The following is a 17,898-nucleotide window of genomic DNA, read 5'->3' as shown; positions in this document are numbered from 1 at the left end:
GAAACGGGGCGACCGAAGCCGCCCCGTATGAATGCTATTCAGCAGCGACCATATGCTGTTCCTCCTTGTCATCAGCCGGATCGTCCTCGCCATCACCGGAGAGGAAATCGGGCAGCTCGTCGGCTTCCCTGTCGGTTCCCGTCGTCGGGTCCGCGTCAATGCCATCATCCACCATGCGCAGCGGCTCGGGCAACCAGCCGGTGTCCGCCAGCAGGCGCTCGGCTTCCTTGGCCATGTCACCCTTCTTCAGGTGCCCGATCAGTTCGGCGGCCCGGTCTCCGGCCCCTTCACGCACAGCCTCAAGGATACGCGGCTTGGTCACGCGGCCAAGATAGTTCTCAACCGTCGGCCGCCAGCCCACGGCAACCATATCGAGACCGGTCGAGCGCGCCAGCCGATCAGCCTGCGATAGGCGGATGTCCAGCCCGTGCTGGCTGACGCCCGAGCCGCTATAGGGGTTCGGCTTTTCATAGAGCGCGTTCACACCATAGCTGACGCAATGGGCGAGCAGGTCCATGCGCGAACCATCGTCCAGATCGGTCAGCCAATCCCAGAGGGCGGCATCGTCTGCCGGGACATGATCGCCCCAGCGTTCGTGGCGGTCAGCGATGGCCTTGGCCGACGCGCTATCGCGCAGATCCTCGGCCTGTGCGGGCAGATGAACCTCTCGGACCTGTGCTTCCAGGCATCCGGAGCTGGCATGCGGCATGAAGCAATCCATGACCAGCCGGTGCAGCAGTGCCGTCATGGCGACATGCGGGTTCGCTGCCACGGCATCCCGCAGCGCCAGCGTACGGTGCGCGGTCAATTCGCTGACCAGACGATCTGGCAGCGGCTTGATGGTCTCGGTCTCGTCGTCTTCCTCCTGTTCGACCGGCTGCCCCCCAAGCGTGATGACGGCGCGCTGATGGGTGACGGCCGGTTCGGTCCGCTGGATCACCTCGCCGGTGTCGGGGTCAACGATCTCAACGTCGGGTTCGGCCGGTGTTTCATCCTCGGCGCGAACATAGCCGCGTTCGATCAGCAAGGAGCCATCGGCGTCGATGCTGATGAATGCACCCGCCTTGCCGATCTGGTCCGACTCGAAGACCATCGGGCGGCGCTCGAAGGTTTCCAGCGCCTGTTCGATCTCACCCAGGCGGGCGTCGATCTCGTCAGGCAGCTCGTCAGCCTCGCCATATTCGGCTTCAAGCCGGTCATATTCATCGCGCAGAGCCTCGCGGGTGGCGCGTTCCTCTTCGCTTAGATCGACCGTGGTGCCGACGATCTGGCGAAGGCCATGATCGTGACCATAGGGAAAGGTGATGGCGACCTCGATCCATTTCCAGCCCTCGGCGGCGATGGATTCGGCTTCCGCCTTCAGTTTTTCGCCCACCAGCCGGTCGAGCAGCACCGGATCTTGCAGCCAGCCGCCATCATCCTGCTGGAAGAGATCGCGCAGCACGCAACCGCCTGCTGCCTCATAGGTGTCGATGCCGACGAAGACCGCCCGCTTGTCAGCGGCGCGGACCGTGGTTTCGGTCAGCAGACGGCGGATGGTATAGGGCTCCTTCTGCCAGCCATCCTTGATCGCGTCCCATACCTGCTCCTGACGGGCGTGGTCGGAGCTGACGGTGAAGGCCATGAGCTGTTCCAGCGTCATGCCATCTTCGGCATAGATGTCGAGCAATGTGGGCGAGACCGAGACCAGGCGCAGGCGCTGCTTTACCACCTTGGCATCCACGAAGAAGGCCGCCGCGATTGCGTCCTCGGTCATGCCCTTTTCCCGCATGGCCTGGAAGGCGCGGAACTGGTCGAGCGGATGCAGCGGCGCGCGCTCGATGTTCTCGGCGAGCGACACCTCGTCGATCAGCACATCGGCACTGGCCTCCGACACGACGCACGGAACCGGCGCGATCTTGGCGAGGCGCTTTTGCTTGACCAGCAGTTCCAGTGCGCGGAAGCGGCGACCGCCGGCCGGAACCTCGAATATGCCGGTTTCCTTGCCCTCGCCGTCCACAACCGGGCGGACATGCAGGGACTGGATCAGGCCGCGCCGGGCGATGGAGTCGGCCAATTCCTCGACCGAGACACCGGCCTTGACGCGCCGGACATTGGACTGGCTGAGCACCAGCTTGTTGAAGGGAATGTCCCGCGAGGACGAAAGCGCGATTTTCTGAACGGCAGTGGCCATATTAGGTACTCCATGACGGACGCCGGTGAGCCTCTCTCTCCGGCTATCAGCCCGTCACGAAGCGAAGCGCCGCCCTCTTCCTCTGAAGAGAGCGACGCCAGCCGCAGAACCTGAAAGCCGTCAATCAGGAACTCCGGCTTTCCGTATCGGGGGATGTACGAGGCAAGATCGCCCCGACGCGGTAGAGCAGACGCTCGGCGGAGCGGATGCTGCCGGTCTCGCGAGCGGCCTCGGCCCAGACCGAGATCGGGAAATCCCCGGTGAACAGCAGATCACGCTCGATGCCCATGCCAAAGGGCAGCCGGACCGAAGACAGCTCCTCAAGGCTCCACGAGCCCAGTTCGGGGGAACCGAGATCGGCCAGGCCGAACATGATGTCTCCATCCTCATCCAGTTCGGTGGCGAGCCAGACGCCCGCGCCGAGGGGATTGAAGAACTTCACGACCGGGATGTGATCCTGATCGCGCTGGCGGCCATTGGCCAGCAGCCGGTCGCGCTGCATATCGGTCAGGAGGATCATGCCGCAGCCCTCCGTTCGGTTACGCCCGCATCCGTATCGCCGGCATCTTCATCGGGCAGGTGCGACAACAGCCAGTCCGCCGCCTTGCTGGCCTGCGAGGCGGCGCGGACAATGGCGCGATTATCCTCGCGAAGGCACTCCAGCCACGACCCGATATAATCGGCGTGGCGCACGGTCGGTACGATACCCAGCGTGGCGCAGCAGAAAGCCGCGTTCATTTCGGCGACAAGCTCCTCAAAGGCGTATTTCTTAGTGCCGAAGCTGCCCGAGAAATCCCGCCCAAGTCGCGAGGCATGGCCAGTCGCATGCCCCATCTCGTGCAGGGCCGTGCGGTGCCAGTTGATTGGCTCGAAATAGGCTTGCGGAGGCGGCACCTGAACATAGTCCAGAGACGGCATATAAAAGGCGCGATCTCCGCCGATGCGGAAGTCGATGCCGGTCGCCTTGATGAGCGCCTCGACCTTCGGCTCGATCAGGCCGGGTGGCGGTGGCGGGGCGTCGGTTGCGATTTCCTCCGGCAGGCCCTCACATTGCGCGGCGTTGAATACGGTGAAGCGCTTCAGGAACGGGATGCGGCCTGGTTCCTCGCCGGTCTCGCGGGCGCGACGCTTTTCGTCCTCGGGCGTGAAACGGTCGGCATAAACGACGGTGGTGCCGCGCTCGCCCTTCCTGACATTGCCGCCGAGCGAAAGCGCCTGTCGGAAGGTCAGCCAATTCTGGGTTGGAAAGCCATGCTGGATCACAGCACCCCAGAGGATCAGGACATTGATCCCGGAATATTGCCGGGAGGTCGTCGCATTCCTCGGCATGGCAAGGGGCGCTTTCGCCGCCGCCGTCCCCCAGGGCTGAACCCAGGGCAGCCGCCCTTGCTCCAACTTGGCGATGATCTTGTGGGTGATGTCGTCGTAAAGGTTGCTGCGCGCGCCACTGTCGGGGGCGGCGCGATCTTGTCTGGCCATCGGGATAATCTCCGCGACGGGTGCCGGAAGCCTCTCTTCCAGCCCTCAACCCGTCACGGAAAACCCGTCCGCACTCTCACTCTCAGGGGGGCGTTGCGGGGACTCACCGCTGATGGGGGGGGCGTCGGCAATGCCCATGCCGACCAGGGGGAAGGCCTTCCCCCACGACATCAAATGGCAAGTTAGGGGTGGATTGCGGACAGGCAGCTTACGCGGAGGTGCCCGCGAAAGCTGCCATATTACTCGACGGCCGTTTGTGCAGCCTTAAGAACGCCCGTAGCAGGCACGCAGGAAGCTGAACCAGGCCGGCACCCCGCCGGTCAGGTGCGTTTCTAATGGAATGATCTCGCTGGACACCTGCAAGCCGGGCAAAGGCCGGAGAGAGGTCTGCGCGAGCAGTTCGCCTGTTCCTCGCGCCGTGAGCCATTGATAGACGCCCTGATCGGCCGCTTCGCGCGCGCCGATCGTGACATGGAGCTGCCGGCCAGAGAAATCCCGTCCGGAAGCGACGGCATCATCATACAATTTGAAGATCTGGCTCTCCCCCATGATCCCCGGACTGCCCGCGCCGACACGCCTGAACAGATCAGACCCCTCCAGCATGACATAGGATGTGAAGAGCCCGCCGTAGGAGAAGCCCCAAAGCCCCACATCACTCTCATCGATGCGATAGGCTGCCGTGAGAAGCGGATGAAGTTCATGCTCCAGGAACCCGAGGAACTTGTCCGCTGCCGGGTTGGCGAGCAGTGCGCGATAGCGCTGGGCATCGTCCTCGGACACCAAGCCGGCTGCAACATTTCCGTCCAGGGTTTGATGAAACAGGTCCGGAACCACTTCGCCGGGCGGGACGAGGTCGCGCACGCGGAGCCAGTCCCAGGCGTGGCTTTCCTCTTGTGAATAGCCGATGGAGACCATGATGAAGGGCCGCAGCGGCGACATGACGTCGAACTGTCCCGGCATGTGAAACGGCGCCGTGGCCGCGAAGTAGAGACTCCCATCGATCTGATAGACGACCGGATAGCGCTGCGTTTCGTCGGCGTCGTATTGCATGGGAACGGTGACGAAAGCCGAGAAGCGGGCACCGGCGATCTCGGAGTCGATTTCGAAGTACCGGGTCAGCGGAAAAAGCGTGGCAAAAGCAGGCGTGGACTCGACAAGATCTGTCGTGCCGCCTGTCCCAAGACTGCCTGTGTTCACAGGTTCATTGTCCGCGGCGCGAGCGGGCAGGATCGACGCTGCGGCCGCTGCTGCCAGTACGCTTCCGCCCAGCGACAAGGCGGTCCTACGATCGACGAGCTTATTCATGATAACCCTTCCATATCCAGATAACGCGGTACAGCCGAGCAAGATGCCGAACCGACGGGCCGGCGACTATGCTCGACAGTGGCTTCCCTCCCGCTGCCGAAGGCACGGGAGGTCATGCACACATGCTAGGCGATCTTGAAGATCCTGGCTGTCTTCTGCCGCCGGAATGCTTTCGAGCGCCGCCGGGAAAGCAGCATCGGCAGTATTGACGATCGAAGCGCGCCTCGCTCACACTTGGGCATGACATCATCACCGCCTGAGCAGAATCGCCCCAAAGGAGGGCCAACCCGGCGTTTACACCCTGTGGCGAACAACCACGCGCAAGTGTCCGTTCCATATGTGGAGTTGCCCCCAAAAGACCGGACATGCTCAGGTTTGAGATTGCGAGTTGATGAACTCGCGCGGGGATTGATATCCTAACGCCTTGTGCGGGTGAAGATTATTGTAATGGTCGAACCAGACCGGCAACTGTGCCATGACGGTTTCAGCATCCGGGGTGGGGTTCACCGCGACGTAATCGCGCTTGAAGGTTTTGACGAAGGCCTCGGCCATGCCGTTCGATTGCGGGCTGCGCACCGGCGTCGTGCACGGTTCCATGCCGATGTCGCGGAGCAAGGACGCGGTGTCCCTGGCGATGAAGCAGGAGCCGTTGTCGGTGAGCCATTCGATGGGCTCGGACAACATGTTGATGCGGCCAAAGCGGTTCTCGACGGCGGTGATCACGAGGTCCTGGACGTCCTTGCTCTTGATGCCCTCGGTGGTGGCGACATGGGCGATGGCCTCGCGGTCGCAGCAATCGAGGGCGAAGGCAACCCTGACCTTCTCCTTATTGTCGCAGCCGATCTCGAAGCCGTCGGAGCACCATCTGATATTCGAGCGTTCGACAGCGACCTGACCGTCATGGCGGCGATCATCGGCCGCTCCAGTGTGGCGCACCAACAGCAGATCATGCACCTTCATGACCCGATAGACGCGCTTGGCATTGGGCCACGAACGCCCGGCCTTGCGGGCGTTGCGGCGCAGAATGGCATGGACACGCCGATAGCCGTAGGTGGGCATGTTGGCGATGATGGCCTTGATTTCCTCCACCAGTTCCCGATCCGGGAGTGGCGGGCGTCCTCTGGCTCTGGAAGGGGAGCACGCGGCACGCGTAGCGATATTCGACCGGGCGACACCCAACGTCTCGCAGACGGTCTTCATCCTAAAATCCCTCTCGGAAGAGAGAGCGAGCGCAACATCTGTTTTTTTGAGCCGGTGGCGATTTCGAGGGCTTCCTTGAGGATTTCGCCTTCCATCGTCTTCTTGCCCAACAGGCGTTGCAACTCCTTTACCTGGTTCTGAAGCGCCCGGTATTCGGAGGCCGGGACAACCTCCTCTTCGGCGGCCGTCGCCGTCAGCGCGCCTTGTGACGCCAGCTTGCGCCAGGCGAACAACTGGTTCGGCTGGATGCCATGTCGTCGCGCAACGATGCTCACCGTCGCATCCGGCTCGTAGGTTTCCTGGATAATGGCCAGCTTCTCCGCTGTGCTCCAGCGCCGGCGCCGTTCAGGCCCGGAAAGGACCTGCATCTTATGGGTGGTGATAGTCATAGTACCAACATTACTCCTACCCACTTAGCTAAGTGGGGGAGCATGTCCGGGCCTTTCGGGGGCTAATTCACACGGGCAGCCGGGACACACTGAAGCAGGTCGAGCTTAAGTTCCCGACGCTGGCGTCTGCGATCCGTTACGCGCAGCGGCAGGGTCTTTGCTATGTCGTGGACGTACCAAAGGATAAGGCTAGGATTACCATGGATAAGTCTGGAGAACAGCGAAACACATTCTCCGATGCGACGCTCGGCAAGCTTGGCCTCGTCGGGCTTTCGGACAAGTACCGTCGAGCCATGTCGAATGACGCCAATCGCAATGATGGGGATGGCGGCTGGGCTTCGCCGATGGATTTCGTGGCCGACAACCGGCTCCCCCTTGATGCGAGGCGGTCGATCCTGATGAACTGGGCCTGGACCGAATTCCTGATCGATCAGGCCACCAACGAGGGCATGCCTGAGAACGGCCGCCCCTCGCGCCTTGATGAGGTCGAGCAGGCGCTGCTCGCGCTCGAAAGAGGGGTGAATGGTCCGAACAAGTCCGGCATGCGGAAGGCTGCATGAGGTGCTGCGATGGGTCCACATGTCTTCTTCAATTACAGAAGGTCGTACCCAACCGGTTTTTGATGACGCTTGCGGGGGCCGCCGCAACGCACTCTTGATTGGGTAGCAACGCCGAGAACCGATCTGGATAATGCAGATGCGAAACATATCGCGCCCACGAGATCACGTCGGGCGTGTTCAAGGACGATGCCATGACGAAGGAACAGATGTCCAGCGCAAGGCATTGCGATATCAAGCCGCTGCCGACGCCGAGTGTACGCAGATTGTGCTCGACAGGTCAGGCAATCAGGACATCAGCCTCGACATGCTCAACGATGGCGCCCATCGGCGCGCTTTGGCGCAGCGCGTCAAGCAGAGCGCTCCGAGACGGTGAACTTCGCTGTCACATGATCGACGCAGAGACGGCGACGGGCGGGTGATTTCCAGAGGCAGACTCTTTTAGGATCAGCTTTTCCAGCGTCGGCCTTCTGGGCGCTGAACTCCTTGCGCCAGCGGCAATACGTAAACTGCGTCACGCCGTTCGAACGGACCGCCTCGCCAACCGAACATCGATCTGGCGCAGCTTTGCGATAATCTCTTCCGACTTGTGTTTCTTTTGGGGCATTCCAAAATCCTCTCTCAGGCTCAATAGCCTACTTCATGGAGGACAACTTTTAAGAGGGCAGACCAAATTAGACGCTAACCACACTGGTGTGTTGATGGGTGGCAGGCTTTCTCCGGCTTTGGCTCCCGACGAGGAGGGAACCGGTTTGAGTATCGGCCGATCAATATCCACAATACGAAGGGCGAATCTTGAACAATGTCAGCGCAGGATGTCGGAAGCTTGTCCCACGCGGTCGTCAAATTTAGCCAACGATATCCAAAATCACCCTGTTTTGTGCTTACAAAGCGCTTACAACAACGCCTAGAATTCCTTTGTAAGCAAAAGGCGCCGCGTACGGCGCCTTTTAACTTGCTGATTTTGTTTGGAAAACTGGAGCGGGCGAAGGGATTCGAACCCTCGACCCCAACCTTGGCAAGGTTGTGCTCTACCCCTGAGCTACACCCGCTCGCGCCAGTCATTCCGGAAACCGTTCGTTTCCGTCAGGCAGGCGCTATATGGACCAACGCTCCGGAGATTGCAACAGGGAAATTTGCTTCTTTGTGCAAGATATTTTCCGGTTCCCTCCAAAGCTGTGGATGAAGTCAACGCCCGAGGCGTGTGACGCTGATCAGCGAGGCAAACAGTGCGAAGCCGGATGCGAAGAAGAGAATATAGGGTGTTCCTTCCACTCCCCATTGCGACAGCAGAAAGGCGACGAAAGCCGCCCCCAGCGATTGGCCGAGAAGGCGCGCCGTGCCCAGCATGCCGCTCGCGGCACCGCTGCGTGAGCGCGGCGTCGAGGTAATCATCATGCGATTGTTCGGTGCCTGAAAGAGGCCGAAACCAATTCCGCAAATTGCCATGCGCCAGCATATATCCGGGATCGATGGATGTTCCGGCAACATGCCCACCAGAGCAAGGCCGATGGCGAATATGATGAGCCCAAGCAGGCCCAGAATTGCCGGTGAGTGTTTGTCGGACAGTTTGCCCGAAAGCGGCGCGACGATGGCAAGCGCAATGGGCCAGGGCATCATCAGGAAACCAACCTCGATCGGCCTGAAGCCAAAGACGACCTGAAAGAGGAACGGCAGCGAGATGAACGCCATCATCTGCGCCAGAAACGACATGATCGAAGTGCAGATGGAAAGCGTAAAGACGGGAATGCGCAAGAGGTCGAGCGGCAGCAGCGGATCGGCCATGCGCAGCGACCGCCGTGTGAGGAGAACAGCCGCGGTTACGCAGCCCACCGCCTGCAACAGCACGACGAAGGACCCGATTTCGTTGCCTGCACTGTCGATGGTTGTGACCAGAAGGCCGAAGGTGAGCGCTGACAGGATGGCGCTGACCACGTCGAATTTGCGTGCGGAGTGCTCATTCTCGGGCAGGCTTTTGAGGCCCATCACGACGGCAGCAATGCCGAGTGGAATATTGATGACGAAAAGCCACGGCCAGCTCAGGGACGATAGCATGACACCGGCAAGCGTCGGCCCGATGGTCGACGAAACGGCGACGAAGAGTGCATTGAGGCCGATGGCTGTACCGAATTTCGCCTGCGGCACCGTATAGCGCAAAAGGGCGGTGTTGACGCTCATCAGGCCTGCTGCACCCAGTCCCTGTATGATTCGGGCGAAAGTGAGCGCTTCCAGTGAGCGTGAGAAAACGCAGGCGACGGAAGCGACGGTGAACAATGCCACGCCGCCAAGATAGACACGCCTGTAGCCATAGATTTCGCCAAGTGCTGCAAGCGGAAGCAGGGTGACCACAATTGCAAGCTGGTAGCCGTTGACGATCCAGATCGAGGCTGCAGGACCGGCCGAAAAATCGGCGGCAATCGTCGGGAGGGCGACATTTGCGATGGTGCCATCGATGACGGCAAGCGTCAGGCCCACCATCAGGGTTGCCCATGCCCAATAGATTCTCGGCTTGGGCAAACCGTCCGGAGCGACGGACGTGCCTTGATGGATCGCGGTTTCGTGCTTCATATTATGACCAGTATTCGGATTAATATGGCTGGCGCTTCCATGTTCGCCGGAACCGCTTCAAATGCCACAAATAAAAACAGGTTTCCTGTAACCTTAACCCTATTGGGAAGGTCGGCAAGTTATCTAGCCGAAAATTGCCGGACGAAAACTGTTTTCGGGCCATAAACTGGTCGAGTAACGCTATTGTGTGCCACTTTCCGCCTGAACCGGCAGTTTCATGACATGCGCATACTTGTGCGGATTGAAGCTCAGATAGAGCGGGCAGATGCTCGCGACCAGAACGAGGTGCATGATCCAGCCGGAAGCAAACGAACCGGTCAGGCCATGCAGGAAAGCGGTCGCGACGGGACCGAGAGCCGCGATCAGAAAGCCACCGCCCTGCATCATGGCAGCCAGTGCGCCTGCTTCTTCCGGTTTGGGCAGGTGATCGAGCGATGTAATCATGGCGAGTGCGAAGCTGCCGCCGAGACCTGCGCCGCAGATCGCAGACCAGAAGAAAGGCGAAAGCTGGGGTGCCAAGGCAAGGCCTGCGAAGCCAATTGCCTGCATAGCCAATGTCAACAGCAGCCACGGGCGGCGGTCGGTACTGTGGCGCGCGACGAGCGGCAGTCCGAAAGCCGCTAGCGCCTGTGCAACAGCCATCGCTGCGACGAGATTGCCGGTGGTGGAGGCGGCAAGACCCAGCGATTGATAATAGGGCGCGAGCCAGGCGACCATGGACGAGTAGCCCGCATTGACGAGACCGAAAGCAGCCATCAGCACCCAGGTGCGAGGGCGCCGCAGCAGGTGCCCGGTTATTCCGGATTTTTTGCCCGACGATGACGTCTCGCGGAGGATGGGCAGTGCCGTCAGCAAAGCCAGGACGGCGGGGATTGCAAGCACGGCAAGGGCGAAGCGCCAGTTATGCTGACTGCCCGCAAGCCATGGTGTCAGCCGCGCGCCGAGAGCTCCGCCGCCCATTATCATGGCAGAATAGAGCCCTGTCACGGTGGCGATGCTCGACGGGAAATTGGGTTTGATGAGGCCGGGCATCAAGGCCTGAATCATTGCAACACCAGCACCGCACAGAACGGCGGTTAGCACTAGCGAAACGCCATCTGGCACGAAGCCGCGCAGGAGGGAGCCTGCCGCAAGAATGGCAAGTGCTGCGAACATGCTGCGCCGGGTGCCGAACAGCGACTGGATACGCGGAGCCGCTAAAGCGCCAAGCCCCATCAGCATCATTGGCAGGAAGGTGAGCAGGGATAACCCACCGAAACCCATGCCGGTATCGGCTGCGATATTCGAAAGTACCGGCCCCGGTGCGGTCAGGAATGGACGCAGGTTGAGGCCGATCAGGACGACGAGCGTGATGAGGGCGAGACTTGCTGTGTTCTTGCTGCCGGTCGCCGGATGGATGGTAGTCTGCATGTTTCAGGCGCCAGTCTTCTTCTTGCTTTCCCATACTTGATAGAGTTTCGGATCGTTTTCCGGCGGGGAATGTTCGAAACTGATGCCGGTCTGTGCGCTGAGAGGCTTGGCGAGTTCAACGGCGATTTTCGCGGTCGAAAGGCCGAAGGGTTCGGCCTGCTCATTGGAATAGGCGAAGCGGATTTTTTTGACACCGGCCATGCGCATCGCGGCAAAGCACATGGGGCAGGGCTGGCCGCTGGCATAGACTTCACAGCCGTCGAGCAGTGGCGATTGCAACGTCTTGCCCGCCGCGCGCAGTGCCAGCAATTCGGCATGGGCGGTCGGATCGCAATCGGCCTGCATGCGATTGACGCCTGTGGCGATGACCTTGCCGCCCTTGACGACCACGGCTCCGAACGGACGTCCGCCTTGTTCGACATTGTCGAAGGCGAGCTTTATGGCCTGATTGAGATATGTGCTGTCGTTGTTCATTTCGCGCCAGCCTTTTCCAGCAGGGACGCCATCGGCGCATAGTCGCGGCTGCGGGCATGCTGAAGCGGCGTGACGCCGTCATTATCTGCCAGATTGACGTCGGCACCGGCGTCGATGAGAAGCTTCACGATATCGACATGGCGCTGGCCACCGTCGCCAAGCATGATGGCTTCGAGGAGCGCCGTCCAGCCAAGATTGTTGACGTGATCGACCTTGACGCCAGCCGCGAGCAGCGTGCGCACCGTTTCGACATGCCCGCGTTCGGAAGCGGGAATGAGTGCCGTTCCGCCATAGCGATTGGTGCTCTTCAGGTCAGCACCGTGCGCAAGCGTCATCTTGAGAATTTCGAGGTGTCCGCGTGCGCCCGCATAAAGATAGGGGCTGTCCTTGATGGCATCCTTGGCATTGACGTCGGCGCCAGCATCAATGAGCGCACGGGCGACATCGACGTGATTGGCATGGGTTGCCGCCAGAAGTGCCGTCTCGCCATTCTTGCCCCGCGCTTCGAGGTCTGTTCCGGCCTTGATGGCTGCATTGACCGCCGCCAGATCGCCAGCCGCTGCGGCCTGAAGAAGAGACGTTTCGGCTTGGGCTTGGGCTTGGGCTTGGGCTGCGGCGTGGTGGCCCGGCAATGTCGGTTCGGTCATAACTATCGTCCCTGCAATCAATGCCAAGGCACTCAAGCTGAATATTGTTTGACGCATCGGCTGGTTCTCCTGCTTGTTGCGTTCATACAAGCAGGGTGTCATATTTGGAAATTAAATGTTGAACTGATATCCAGTGGGTTTATGAATACTTCTTTCAATCTCGATCTTTTGCGGGCCTTTGTGGCCGTTGTCGACAGCCGTAGTTTTACGGCTGCGGCCTTGCAGCTGCACTCGACCCAATCGACCATAAGCCAGAAGATCATACGGCTGGAGGAAGCTGTTGGACAGGCGCTTCTGGAACGTGCCCGGCATGATGTGCGCCCGACGGATGCAGGCGAAAAGCTGCTGGGCTATGCGCGCCGTATCCTGCACTTGCATGACGAGGCGGCAGCCGCGATGACCGGCACAGCACTTGCTGCCGTGTTCCGCCTCGGCCTGCCGGAAGATTTCGCCTCACGGCTGGTTACGCCTGCGCTGGCGCGTTTCATGCGCGCACATCCGAACACGAAACTTGAGGTGACGAGCGGGCTCAGCCGTGACTTGCAGAAAGGTTTCGAGACCGGTGAGTTTGACCTTGTCATGGTGAAACAAAAACGTGGCGAAACGGTTGGGACCATGCACTGGTCGGAGCCGCTGTCCTGGCTCGATAGTGCCGATTTTCCCGTTTCCCATGTTGATCCGCTGCCGCTCGTAGTGTTCCCGCCGAACGGGCTTTATCGCAGCGACATGATGGAGGCTCTCGATCGGGTGGGCAGGCGCTGGCATGTGGTTTTCACCAGCTCCAGTCTGGCGAGTATTCAAAGTGCGGTCGCCGAGGGGCTGGGTGTCAGCCTGCTGCCGACGCGTGTTGCGCTTCCCGGTCATCAGGTGGTGCCTGCCGCAGCAGGATTGCCGTCCGTCGAGCCGATGGAAATCGTCATCCGGCACATGGACAACGGCCCCGACCAGATCCGTCAGCTTGCAGAAATGCTGGCGGAGATTGTCGGAGACTGAGAAGGTCTCAGACAGGCCGCCGACCCGTGCTCTCCCTCGACAATTGCTTGCTCTGATTGATTGTATCGTTTCGAGTGTATTTCAGGAAATTTCCGGTCTTTCATTCTCTGTTTAATTTCTGAAAAGCACATCCGTTTTCAGATTGACTGATTTTGTATCCAGGATATTGTGTCCAGAAAAGTTGGGAGGCTTTTCTATTGGCGGCTTTTGAATGGCGCAGTCAGACCCGTTTGCTGGACGAAGTGGCAGAGGCACTTCGTGAGCGAATCTATGCTGGTGACTATGCGCCGGGCGCGATACTCAGGCAGGAACATATAGCGGCTGAGTTCGGCATCAGCCGGACGCCCTTGCGTGAAGCCTTGCGCGTTCTGGAGCGTGACGGGCTCGTCATTCACCTGCCAGGTCGGGGGGTGCGTGTCGCTTCTGCCGATCTCACCCGCCTGATCGATGCTTATGCCGTGCGCGAAGTGCTGGACGGTGTGGCCGCGCGCTTTGCCGCCGAGCGGGCGAGCGATGGGGATATTGCAAAACTGCGTGCGCATGTTGCGGGGCAGGGCACGGTCGTCGATCCATGGGACCCGAAAGCCTATACCCAGTCAAATGTCGATTTTCATATGGCGGTGATGAACACGGCGGGCAACGCGTCGCTGATCGCCTTCGTGCCGCTTCTGCGGATGACATCGCAGGTTTTTGCGCCTTCGTTCTCGTTGTCCGTCGACAGGGCGCGCGATGCAATCCGCGAACATGGTGCAATTGTCGAAGCCATCGCTTCGCGCGATGGGGAGGAAGCCGAGCGGCTGGCGCGGGCGCATATTCGCGCCACAACCGCGAGACTGGAGGCGGAAATGCCTCTTCGGGAGAATGAAAATGAAACATGAGAACAAGACGGGAGGAGCCGGCTTGCTCCGTTATGGAAATTTCATCGCAGGCGAATGGCAGGATGCCGTTGGCGGCGAGCATATCACGCTCCGAAATCCTTCCGATGGCAGCGATCTGGCGCTGATTGCGCGCGGCACCAAGGCCGATATCGATCAGGCCGTGACGGCAGCTCGCAAGGCGCTTTCCGGCGACTGGGGCAAGCTGACCGCGACCGAGCGCGGTCGTGTGCTGCATCGCATTTCGGAAGAAGTGCTGAAGAACATTGATCTCCTGACCGATCTGGAATCGAAAGATGTCGGCAAGCCGGTCACACAGGCCCGCGCCGACGTGGTGGCGCTGGCGCGTTACCTTGAGTTTTATGGCGCTTCCGCCGACAAGGTGCATGGCGACACGCTGCCCTATCAGAACGGCTTTACGGTTCTGTCGATCTATGAGCCGCATGGGGTCACGGGGCATATCATTCCGTGGAACTATCCGATGCAGATTCTGGGTCGCAGCCTTGGCGCAGCGCTGGCCATGGGCAATGCAGCCGTGGTCAAGCCTGCCGAGGAAGCCTGCCTGACCATACTGGAATTTGCGAAGATTGCCGAAAAGGCTGGTCTGCCGGTCGGCGCGCTCAATGTGGTGACCGGGCTTGGCGCGGAAGCGGGTGCAGCGCTTTCCGAACATCCCGATGTCAACCATATCTCGTTTACGGGGTCGGTGCGCACGGGTGAAGCGGTGCAGGCAGCGGCTGCGAAGAACACCGTGCCGGTGACGCTGGAACTTGGCGGAAAATCGCCGCAGATCGTTTTCGCCGATGCCGATCTCGATCGCGCTTTGCCGTTTCTGGTCAATGCCGGTATCCAGAATGCCGGTCAGACCTGCTCGGCTTCGTCGCGCATTCTGGTTGAGCGCAGCATTTATGAAGAAGTTGTCGCCCGTATGAGCGAGCGTTATCGCGCATTGAAGGTAGGGCCAGCAAGTGCCGATCCGTCCGTTGGGCCGGTCGTGTCGCAGCGTCAGAAGGCGATTGTCGAAAGCTATCTCGATCTGGCGAAGGAAGGCGGATTGTCCATTGCCGCGCAAGGTGTGTTGACCGAAGACGCGCCGGAAGGCGGGGCCTATGTGTTGCCGACGCTGATCCGCGACGTGCCTGCCGATCATCGACTGGCGCAGGAGGAAATCTTTGGTCCGGTGCAGGTCATCCTGCCGTTCGATACCGAAGAAGAAGCCATCGCGATTGCCAATGGCACATCCTATGGCCTCGTCTGCGGCATCTGGACCAATGACGGCGGACGTCAGTTCCGCCTCGCGCATGCCATCCATGCCGGTCAGGTGTTCATCAATAATTACGGCGCAGGCGGCGGTATCGAACTGCCGTTCGGCGGCGTCAAGAAATCCGGCCATGGCCGCGAGAAGGGTTTTGAGGCGCTCTACGGGTTTGCCTCGCTGAAAACGATTTCCGTGTATCACGGCTGAAAATAGCATTCGGGAGAATTACAGTGTCGCTTGAAGGTAAGGTCGCGCTCATCACGGGAGCAGGTTCGGGGTTTGGCGAAGGCATGGCAAAGCGCTTCGCCGATGGCGGCGCAAAGGTCGTCATCGTTGACCGCGACAAGGCAGGCGCTGAGCGCGTCGCAGGCGAAATCGGCGATGCGGCACTGGCCGTGGCCGCCGATATTTCCAGGGAAGCCGATGTCGATGCGGCAGTGGAAGCCGCTTTGTCGAAATTCGGCAAGGTCGATATTCTGATCAACAATGCCGGTATCGGTCACAAGCCGCAAAATGCCGAACTGGTGGAGCCGGAAGAGTTCGACCGTATTCTTGGCGTCAATGTGCGCGGCGTTTATCTCATGACGCGCAAGCTCATTCCGCATTTCAAGGGCAATGGCGAAGGCGTTATTCTGAACGTCGCTTCGACCGGCGCTGGGCGCCCGCGTCCGAACCTCGCCTGGTACAATGCCACCAAGGGCTGGGTCGTTTCCGTGACCAAGGCGCTGGCTATCGAGCTTGCTCCAGCAAAGATTCGCGTGGTTGCACTGAACCCGGTTGCCGGTGAAACGCCGCTTCTCACCACCTTCATGGGCGAAGACACCGAGGAAATCCGTAAAAAATTCCGCGATTCCATCCCGATGGGCCGCCTGTTGAAACCCGACGATCTGGCTGAAGCGGCGGCTTTCCTTTGCTCGCCCGCTGCCTCTATGATTACAGGGGTTGCGCTCGACGTGGATGGTGGGCGTTCGATTTAAAAAAAGAGACGAGGGGAGCCAAAGAGGAACAATGGGTAAACTGCTGAAAGCCGGGCTGATAACAGCCGCGATGCTGGCATCGATCAACGGTGCATTTGCAAAAGATACGCTGGTGGTCGGCGAAGTGCTTGAGCCGCCGGGCCTCGATCCGACAGCCAACGCTGCTGCTGGTATCCGGCAGGTTACCTATGCCAACCTTTATGAAGGTCTGGTGCGCATTGTCGAAGACGGCACGGTGAAGCCGCTTCTGGCTGAAAGCTGGACCGTCTCCGACGACAAGAAAACCTATACGTTCAAGCTGCGTCAGGGCGTGAAGTTTCACGATGGAACGCCCTTCGATTGCTCGGTCGTGAAGTTCTCCTATGAACGCGCAGTGGCTCCGGATTCCACCAATGCGCAGAAGGGCCTGTTCGCGCCGATTGAAAGCACGCAATGTCCTGACCCGGCGACCGCCGTTGTCACGCTGAAGCGCCCGACCTCGAATTTCCTGTTCAATATGGGCTGGGGTGACGCGGTCATGGTCGCGCTGAATTCGGCTGCCGACAACAAGACCAAGCCTGTGGGCACGGGTCCGTTCAAGTTCAAGCGCTGGGTGCAGGGCGACCGCGTCGAACTGGAGCGTAACCCGGATTATTGGGGTGAACCTGCAAAGCTTTCCGCCGTCACGTTCCGCTTCGTGAGCGATCCGTCGGCTGCTGCCGCTGCCATCCTTGCCGGTGACATCGACGTGTTCCCGATGTTTCAGGCGCCGGAGCTTATCAGCCGCTTCAAGAGCGACGACAAGCTGCAGGTCGAAGTGGGCGATACGGCAGGCAAGGTTCTGCTGTCGCTCAACAATGCCAAGGCGCCTTTCGATAATCTGAAGGTGCGTCAGGCACTGGCCCATGCCATCGATAGCAAGGCGCTGATCGAAGGTGTTTATTCGGGTTTCGGTACGCCCATCGGCTCGCATTATGCGCCGGTCGATCCGGGCTATATCGATCTGTCGGAAACCTATCCGTATGATCCGGCCAAGGCGAAGCAATTGCTGGAAGAAGCTGGCGTTCCGGCTGGCACCTCGATCACCATCACGCTTCCACCTCCGGCCTATGCACGTCGCGGCGGCGAGATCATTGCGGCGATGCTGGCGGAAGTCGGCATTCAGGCCAATCTCGTGCCGATCGAATTTGCGCAATGGCTGGATCAGGTGTTCAAGCGGTCGGATTTCGATGCGACGATCATCGCGCACACCGAAGCGCGCGATCTCGATATCTATGCCCGCGACAAATACTACTTCAACTATAACAACCCGGAATATAAGGCGCTCTACAAGGCCTATGCCGAGGCTGGCAGCGATGAGGAACAGCTCGAACTCGTCAAGAAGCTGCAGGAGAAACTCGCCGCCGACGAGCCGAATGTCTTCCTTTATGCGCTGCCGAAAATCGGTGTGTGGAACAAGAACGTCAAGGGTCTGTGGAAGAACATGCCGATTCCGGCTGACGACCTGACGCAAGCCTATTGGGCTGAATAACAAGGTTCGCCCCGTCGTTTGCTCGGCGGGGCGGTTTTACGCGAATGGCCGCGCACCCCATAAAGATAAGGGGAGGGCGTGCG

General features: G+C 60.1%; 15 protein-coding genes, 1 tRNA gene and 2 pseudogenes. 7 read left to right on the top strand and 11 right to left on the bottom strand.

Translation table 11 applies throughout. The annotated features are described in order from the left end of the window. Positions 1-34: 34 nt before the first annotated feature. The 5 genes from ABDF71_RS12410 to ABDF71_RS12390 all read right to left on the bottom strand — a co-directional run bounded on the left by ABDF71_RS12410 (position 35) and on the right by ABDF71_RS12390 (position 6,525). Positions 35-2,173 (bottom strand): Spo0J and enkurin domain-containing protein, encoded by a 2,139-nt coding sequence (locus ABDF71_RS12410; RefSeq protein ID WP_094514367.1) that lies wholly within the window; start codon positions 2,171-2,173, stop codon positions 35-37. A gap of 124 nt (positions 2,174-2,297) precedes the next feature. Further along, on the bottom strand, positions 2,298-2,693 hold the full coding sequence (locus ABDF71_RS12405) for a DUF2958 domain-containing protein (RefSeq protein ID WP_094514368.1): 396 nt from the start codon (positions 2,691-2,693) through the stop codon (positions 2,298-2,300). Continuing rightward, on the bottom strand, positions 2,690-3,652 hold the full coding sequence (locus tag ABDF71_RS12400; RefSeq protein ID WP_094514370.1) for an ArdC family protein: 963 nt from the start codon (positions 3,650-3,652) through the stop codon (positions 2,690-2,692). The genes ABDF71_RS12405 and ABDF71_RS12400 overlap by 4 nt, the downstream gene beginning before the upstream one ends. A 264-nt stretch (positions 3,653-3,916) precedes the next feature. Next, positions 3,917-4,957 carry an alpha/beta hydrolase gene (locus ABDF71_RS12395; RefSeq protein ID WP_094514371.1) on the bottom strand — a complete coding sequence of 347 codons (1,041 nt, stop codon included), beginning with the start codon at positions 4,955-4,957 and terminating at the stop codon, positions 3,917-3,919. A 369-nt stretch (positions 4,958-5,326) separates the two neighbouring features. Then, a protein-coding gene (locus ABDF71_RS12390) for an IS3 family transposase (RefSeq protein WP_374828140.1) occupies positions 5,327-6,525 on the bottom strand; the annotation gives its coding sequence in 2 pieces (ribosomal slippage) (positions 5,327-6,211 and positions 6,214-6,525; 1,197 coding nt in all). 89 nt (positions 6,526-6,614) lie between these two features. On the opposite strand from ABDF71_RS12390, the pseudogene ABDF71_RS12385 reads away from it, so the two are divergent. Further along, positions 6,615-7,106, top strand: a pseudogene (locus ABDF71_RS12385) (ETC complex I subunit); the annotation flags it as partial. 136 nt (positions 7,107-7,242) lie between these two features. Continuing rightward, positions 7,243-7,479 carry a hypothetical protein gene (locus ABDF71_RS12380; RefSeq protein ID WP_143851078.1) on the top strand — a complete coding sequence of 79 codons (237 nt, stop codon included), beginning with the start codon at positions 7,243-7,245 and terminating at the stop codon, positions 7,477-7,479. Between the two features lie 103 nt (positions 7,480-7,582). On the opposite strand, the pseudogene ABDF71_RS12375 reads toward ABDF71_RS12380, so the two are convergent. The 6 genes and pseudogenes from ABDF71_RS12375 to ABDF71_RS12350 all read right to left on the bottom strand — a co-directional run. Next, positions 7,583-7,710, bottom strand: a pseudogene (locus ABDF71_RS12375) (IS3 family transposase); the annotation flags it as partial. Between the two features lie 370 nt (positions 7,711-8,080). Continuing rightward, a tRNA-Gly gene (locus ABDF71_RS12370) sits at positions 8,081-8,155 on the bottom strand. 136 nt (positions 8,156-8,291) lie between these two features. After that, the gene (locus tag ABDF71_RS12365; protein WP_010659358.1) at positions 8,292-9,671 is read right to left on the bottom strand and encodes an MFS transporter; all 1,380 of its coding nucleotides are present in this window, start codon (positions 9,669-9,671) and stop codon (positions 8,292-8,294) included. Positions 9,672-9,851: 180 nt separating this feature from the next. Beyond that, the gene (locus tag ABDF71_RS12360; protein ID WP_500061599.1) at positions 9,852-11,081 is read right to left on the bottom strand and encodes a cyanate transporter; all 1,230 of its coding nucleotides are present in this window, start codon (positions 11,079-11,081) and stop codon (positions 9,852-9,854) included. Between the two features lie 3 nt (positions 11,082-11,084). After that, positions 11,085-11,555, bottom strand: coding sequence for a nucleoside deaminase (locus ABDF71_RS12355; protein ID WP_029929404.1), 471 nt, complete (start codon positions 11,553-11,555; stop codon positions 11,085-11,087). Then, positions 11,552-12,202, bottom strand: a complete 651-nt coding sequence (locus tag ABDF71_RS12350; RefSeq protein ID WP_500061598.1) for an ankyrin repeat domain-containing protein — start codon at positions 12,200-12,202, stop codon at positions 11,552-11,554. The genes ABDF71_RS12355 and ABDF71_RS12350 overlap by 4 nt, the downstream gene beginning before the upstream one ends. A gap of 141 nt (positions 12,203-12,343) precedes the next feature. On the opposite strand from ABDF71_RS12350, the gene ABDF71_RS12345 reads away from it, so the two are divergent. The 5 genes from ABDF71_RS12345 (at position 12,344) to ABDF71_RS12325 (ending at position 17,815) form a co-directional block, all read left to right on the top strand. Beyond that, on the top strand, positions 12,344-13,195 hold the full coding sequence (locus ABDF71_RS12345; RefSeq protein ID WP_010659362.1) for a LysR family transcriptional regulator: 852 nt from the start codon (positions 12,344-12,346) through the stop codon (positions 13,193-13,195). 197 nt (positions 13,196-13,392) lie between these two features. Beyond that, a complete protein-coding gene (locus ABDF71_RS12340) occupies positions 13,393-14,073 on the top strand; it encodes a GntR family transcriptional regulator (RefSeq protein ID WP_151664398.1) in 681 nt (226 codons plus the stop codon). After that, a complete protein-coding gene (locus tag ABDF71_RS12335) occupies positions 14,063-15,535 on the top strand; it encodes an aldehyde dehydrogenase family protein (RefSeq protein WP_036596346.1) in 1,473 nt (490 codons plus the stop codon). The genes ABDF71_RS12340 and ABDF71_RS12335 overlap by 11 nt, the downstream gene beginning before the upstream one ends. 23 nt (positions 15,536-15,558) lie before the next feature. After that, positions 15,559-16,305 carry a glucose 1-dehydrogenase gene (locus ABDF71_RS12330; protein ID WP_010659365.1) on the top strand — a complete coding sequence of 249 codons (747 nt, stop codon included), beginning with the start codon at positions 15,559-15,561 and terminating at the stop codon, positions 16,303-16,305. A gap of 31 nt (positions 16,306-16,336) precedes the next feature. Further along, positions 16,337-17,815, top strand: coding sequence for an ABC transporter substrate-binding protein (locus ABDF71_RS12325; RefSeq protein ID WP_151664397.1), 1,479 nt, complete (start codon positions 16,337-16,339; stop codon positions 17,813-17,815). Positions 17,816-17,898 lie beyond the last annotated feature (83 nt).

Origin of the sequence: Ochrobactrum sp. WV_118_8 (genome assembly GCF_039631535.1) — a bacterium.
In the GTDB taxonomy this organism is placed as follows: domain Bacteria; phylum Pseudomonadota; class Alphaproteobacteria; order Rhizobiales; family Rhizobiaceae; genus Brucella; species Brucella anthropi.
This window is presented reverse-complemented; position numbering and strand designations above follow the sequence as displayed.

Bases quoted from the DNA above. Each gene is read 5' to 3' on its own strand.
- ABDF71_RS12410 (WP_094514367.1), bottom strand. From the start codon at position 2,173: ATGGCCACTGCCGTTCAGAAAATCGCGCTTTCGTCCTCGCGGGACATT.
- ABDF71_RS12365 (WP_010659358.1), bottom strand. From the start codon at position 9,671: ATGAAGCACGAAACCGCGATCCATCAAGGCACGTCCGTCGCTCCGGAC.
- ABDF71_RS12355 (WP_029929404.1), bottom strand. From the start codon at position 11,555: ATGAACAACGACAGCACATATCTCAATCAGGCCATAAAGCTCGCCTTC.
- ABDF71_RS12350 (WP_500061598.1), bottom strand. From the start codon at position 12,202: ATGACCGAACCGACATTGCCGGGCCACCACGCCGCAGCCCAAGCCCAA.
- ABDF71_RS12405 (WP_094514368.1), bottom strand. From the start codon at position 2,693: ATGATCCTCCTGACCGATATGCAGCGCGACCGGCTGCTGGCCAATGGC.
- ABDF71_RS12380 (WP_143851078.1), top strand. From the start codon at position 7,243: ATGCGAAACATATCGCGCCCACGAGATCACGTCGGGCGTGTTCAAGGA.
- ABDF71_RS12395 (WP_094514371.1), bottom strand. From the start codon at position 4,957: ATGAATAAGCTCGTCGATCGTAGGACCGCCTTGTCGCTGGGCGGAAGC.
- ABDF71_RS12360 (WP_500061599.1), bottom strand. From the start codon at position 11,081: ATGCAGACTACCATCCATCCGGCGACCGGCAGCAAGAACACAGCAAGT.
- ABDF71_RS12335 (WP_036596346.1), top strand. From the start codon at position 14,063: ATGAAACATGAGAACAAGACGGGAGGAGCCGGCTTGCTCCGTTATGGA.
- ABDF71_RS12325 (WP_151664397.1), top strand. From the start codon at position 16,337: ATGGGTAAACTGCTGAAAGCCGGGCTGATAACAGCCGCGATGCTGGCA.
- ABDF71_RS12345 (WP_010659362.1), top strand. From the start codon at position 12,344: ATGAATACTTCTTTCAATCTCGATCTTTTGCGGGCCTTTGTGGCCGTT.
- ABDF71_RS12400 (WP_094514370.1), bottom strand. From the start codon at position 3,652: ATGGCCAGACAAGATCGCGCCGCCCCCGACAGTGGCGCGCGCAGCAAC.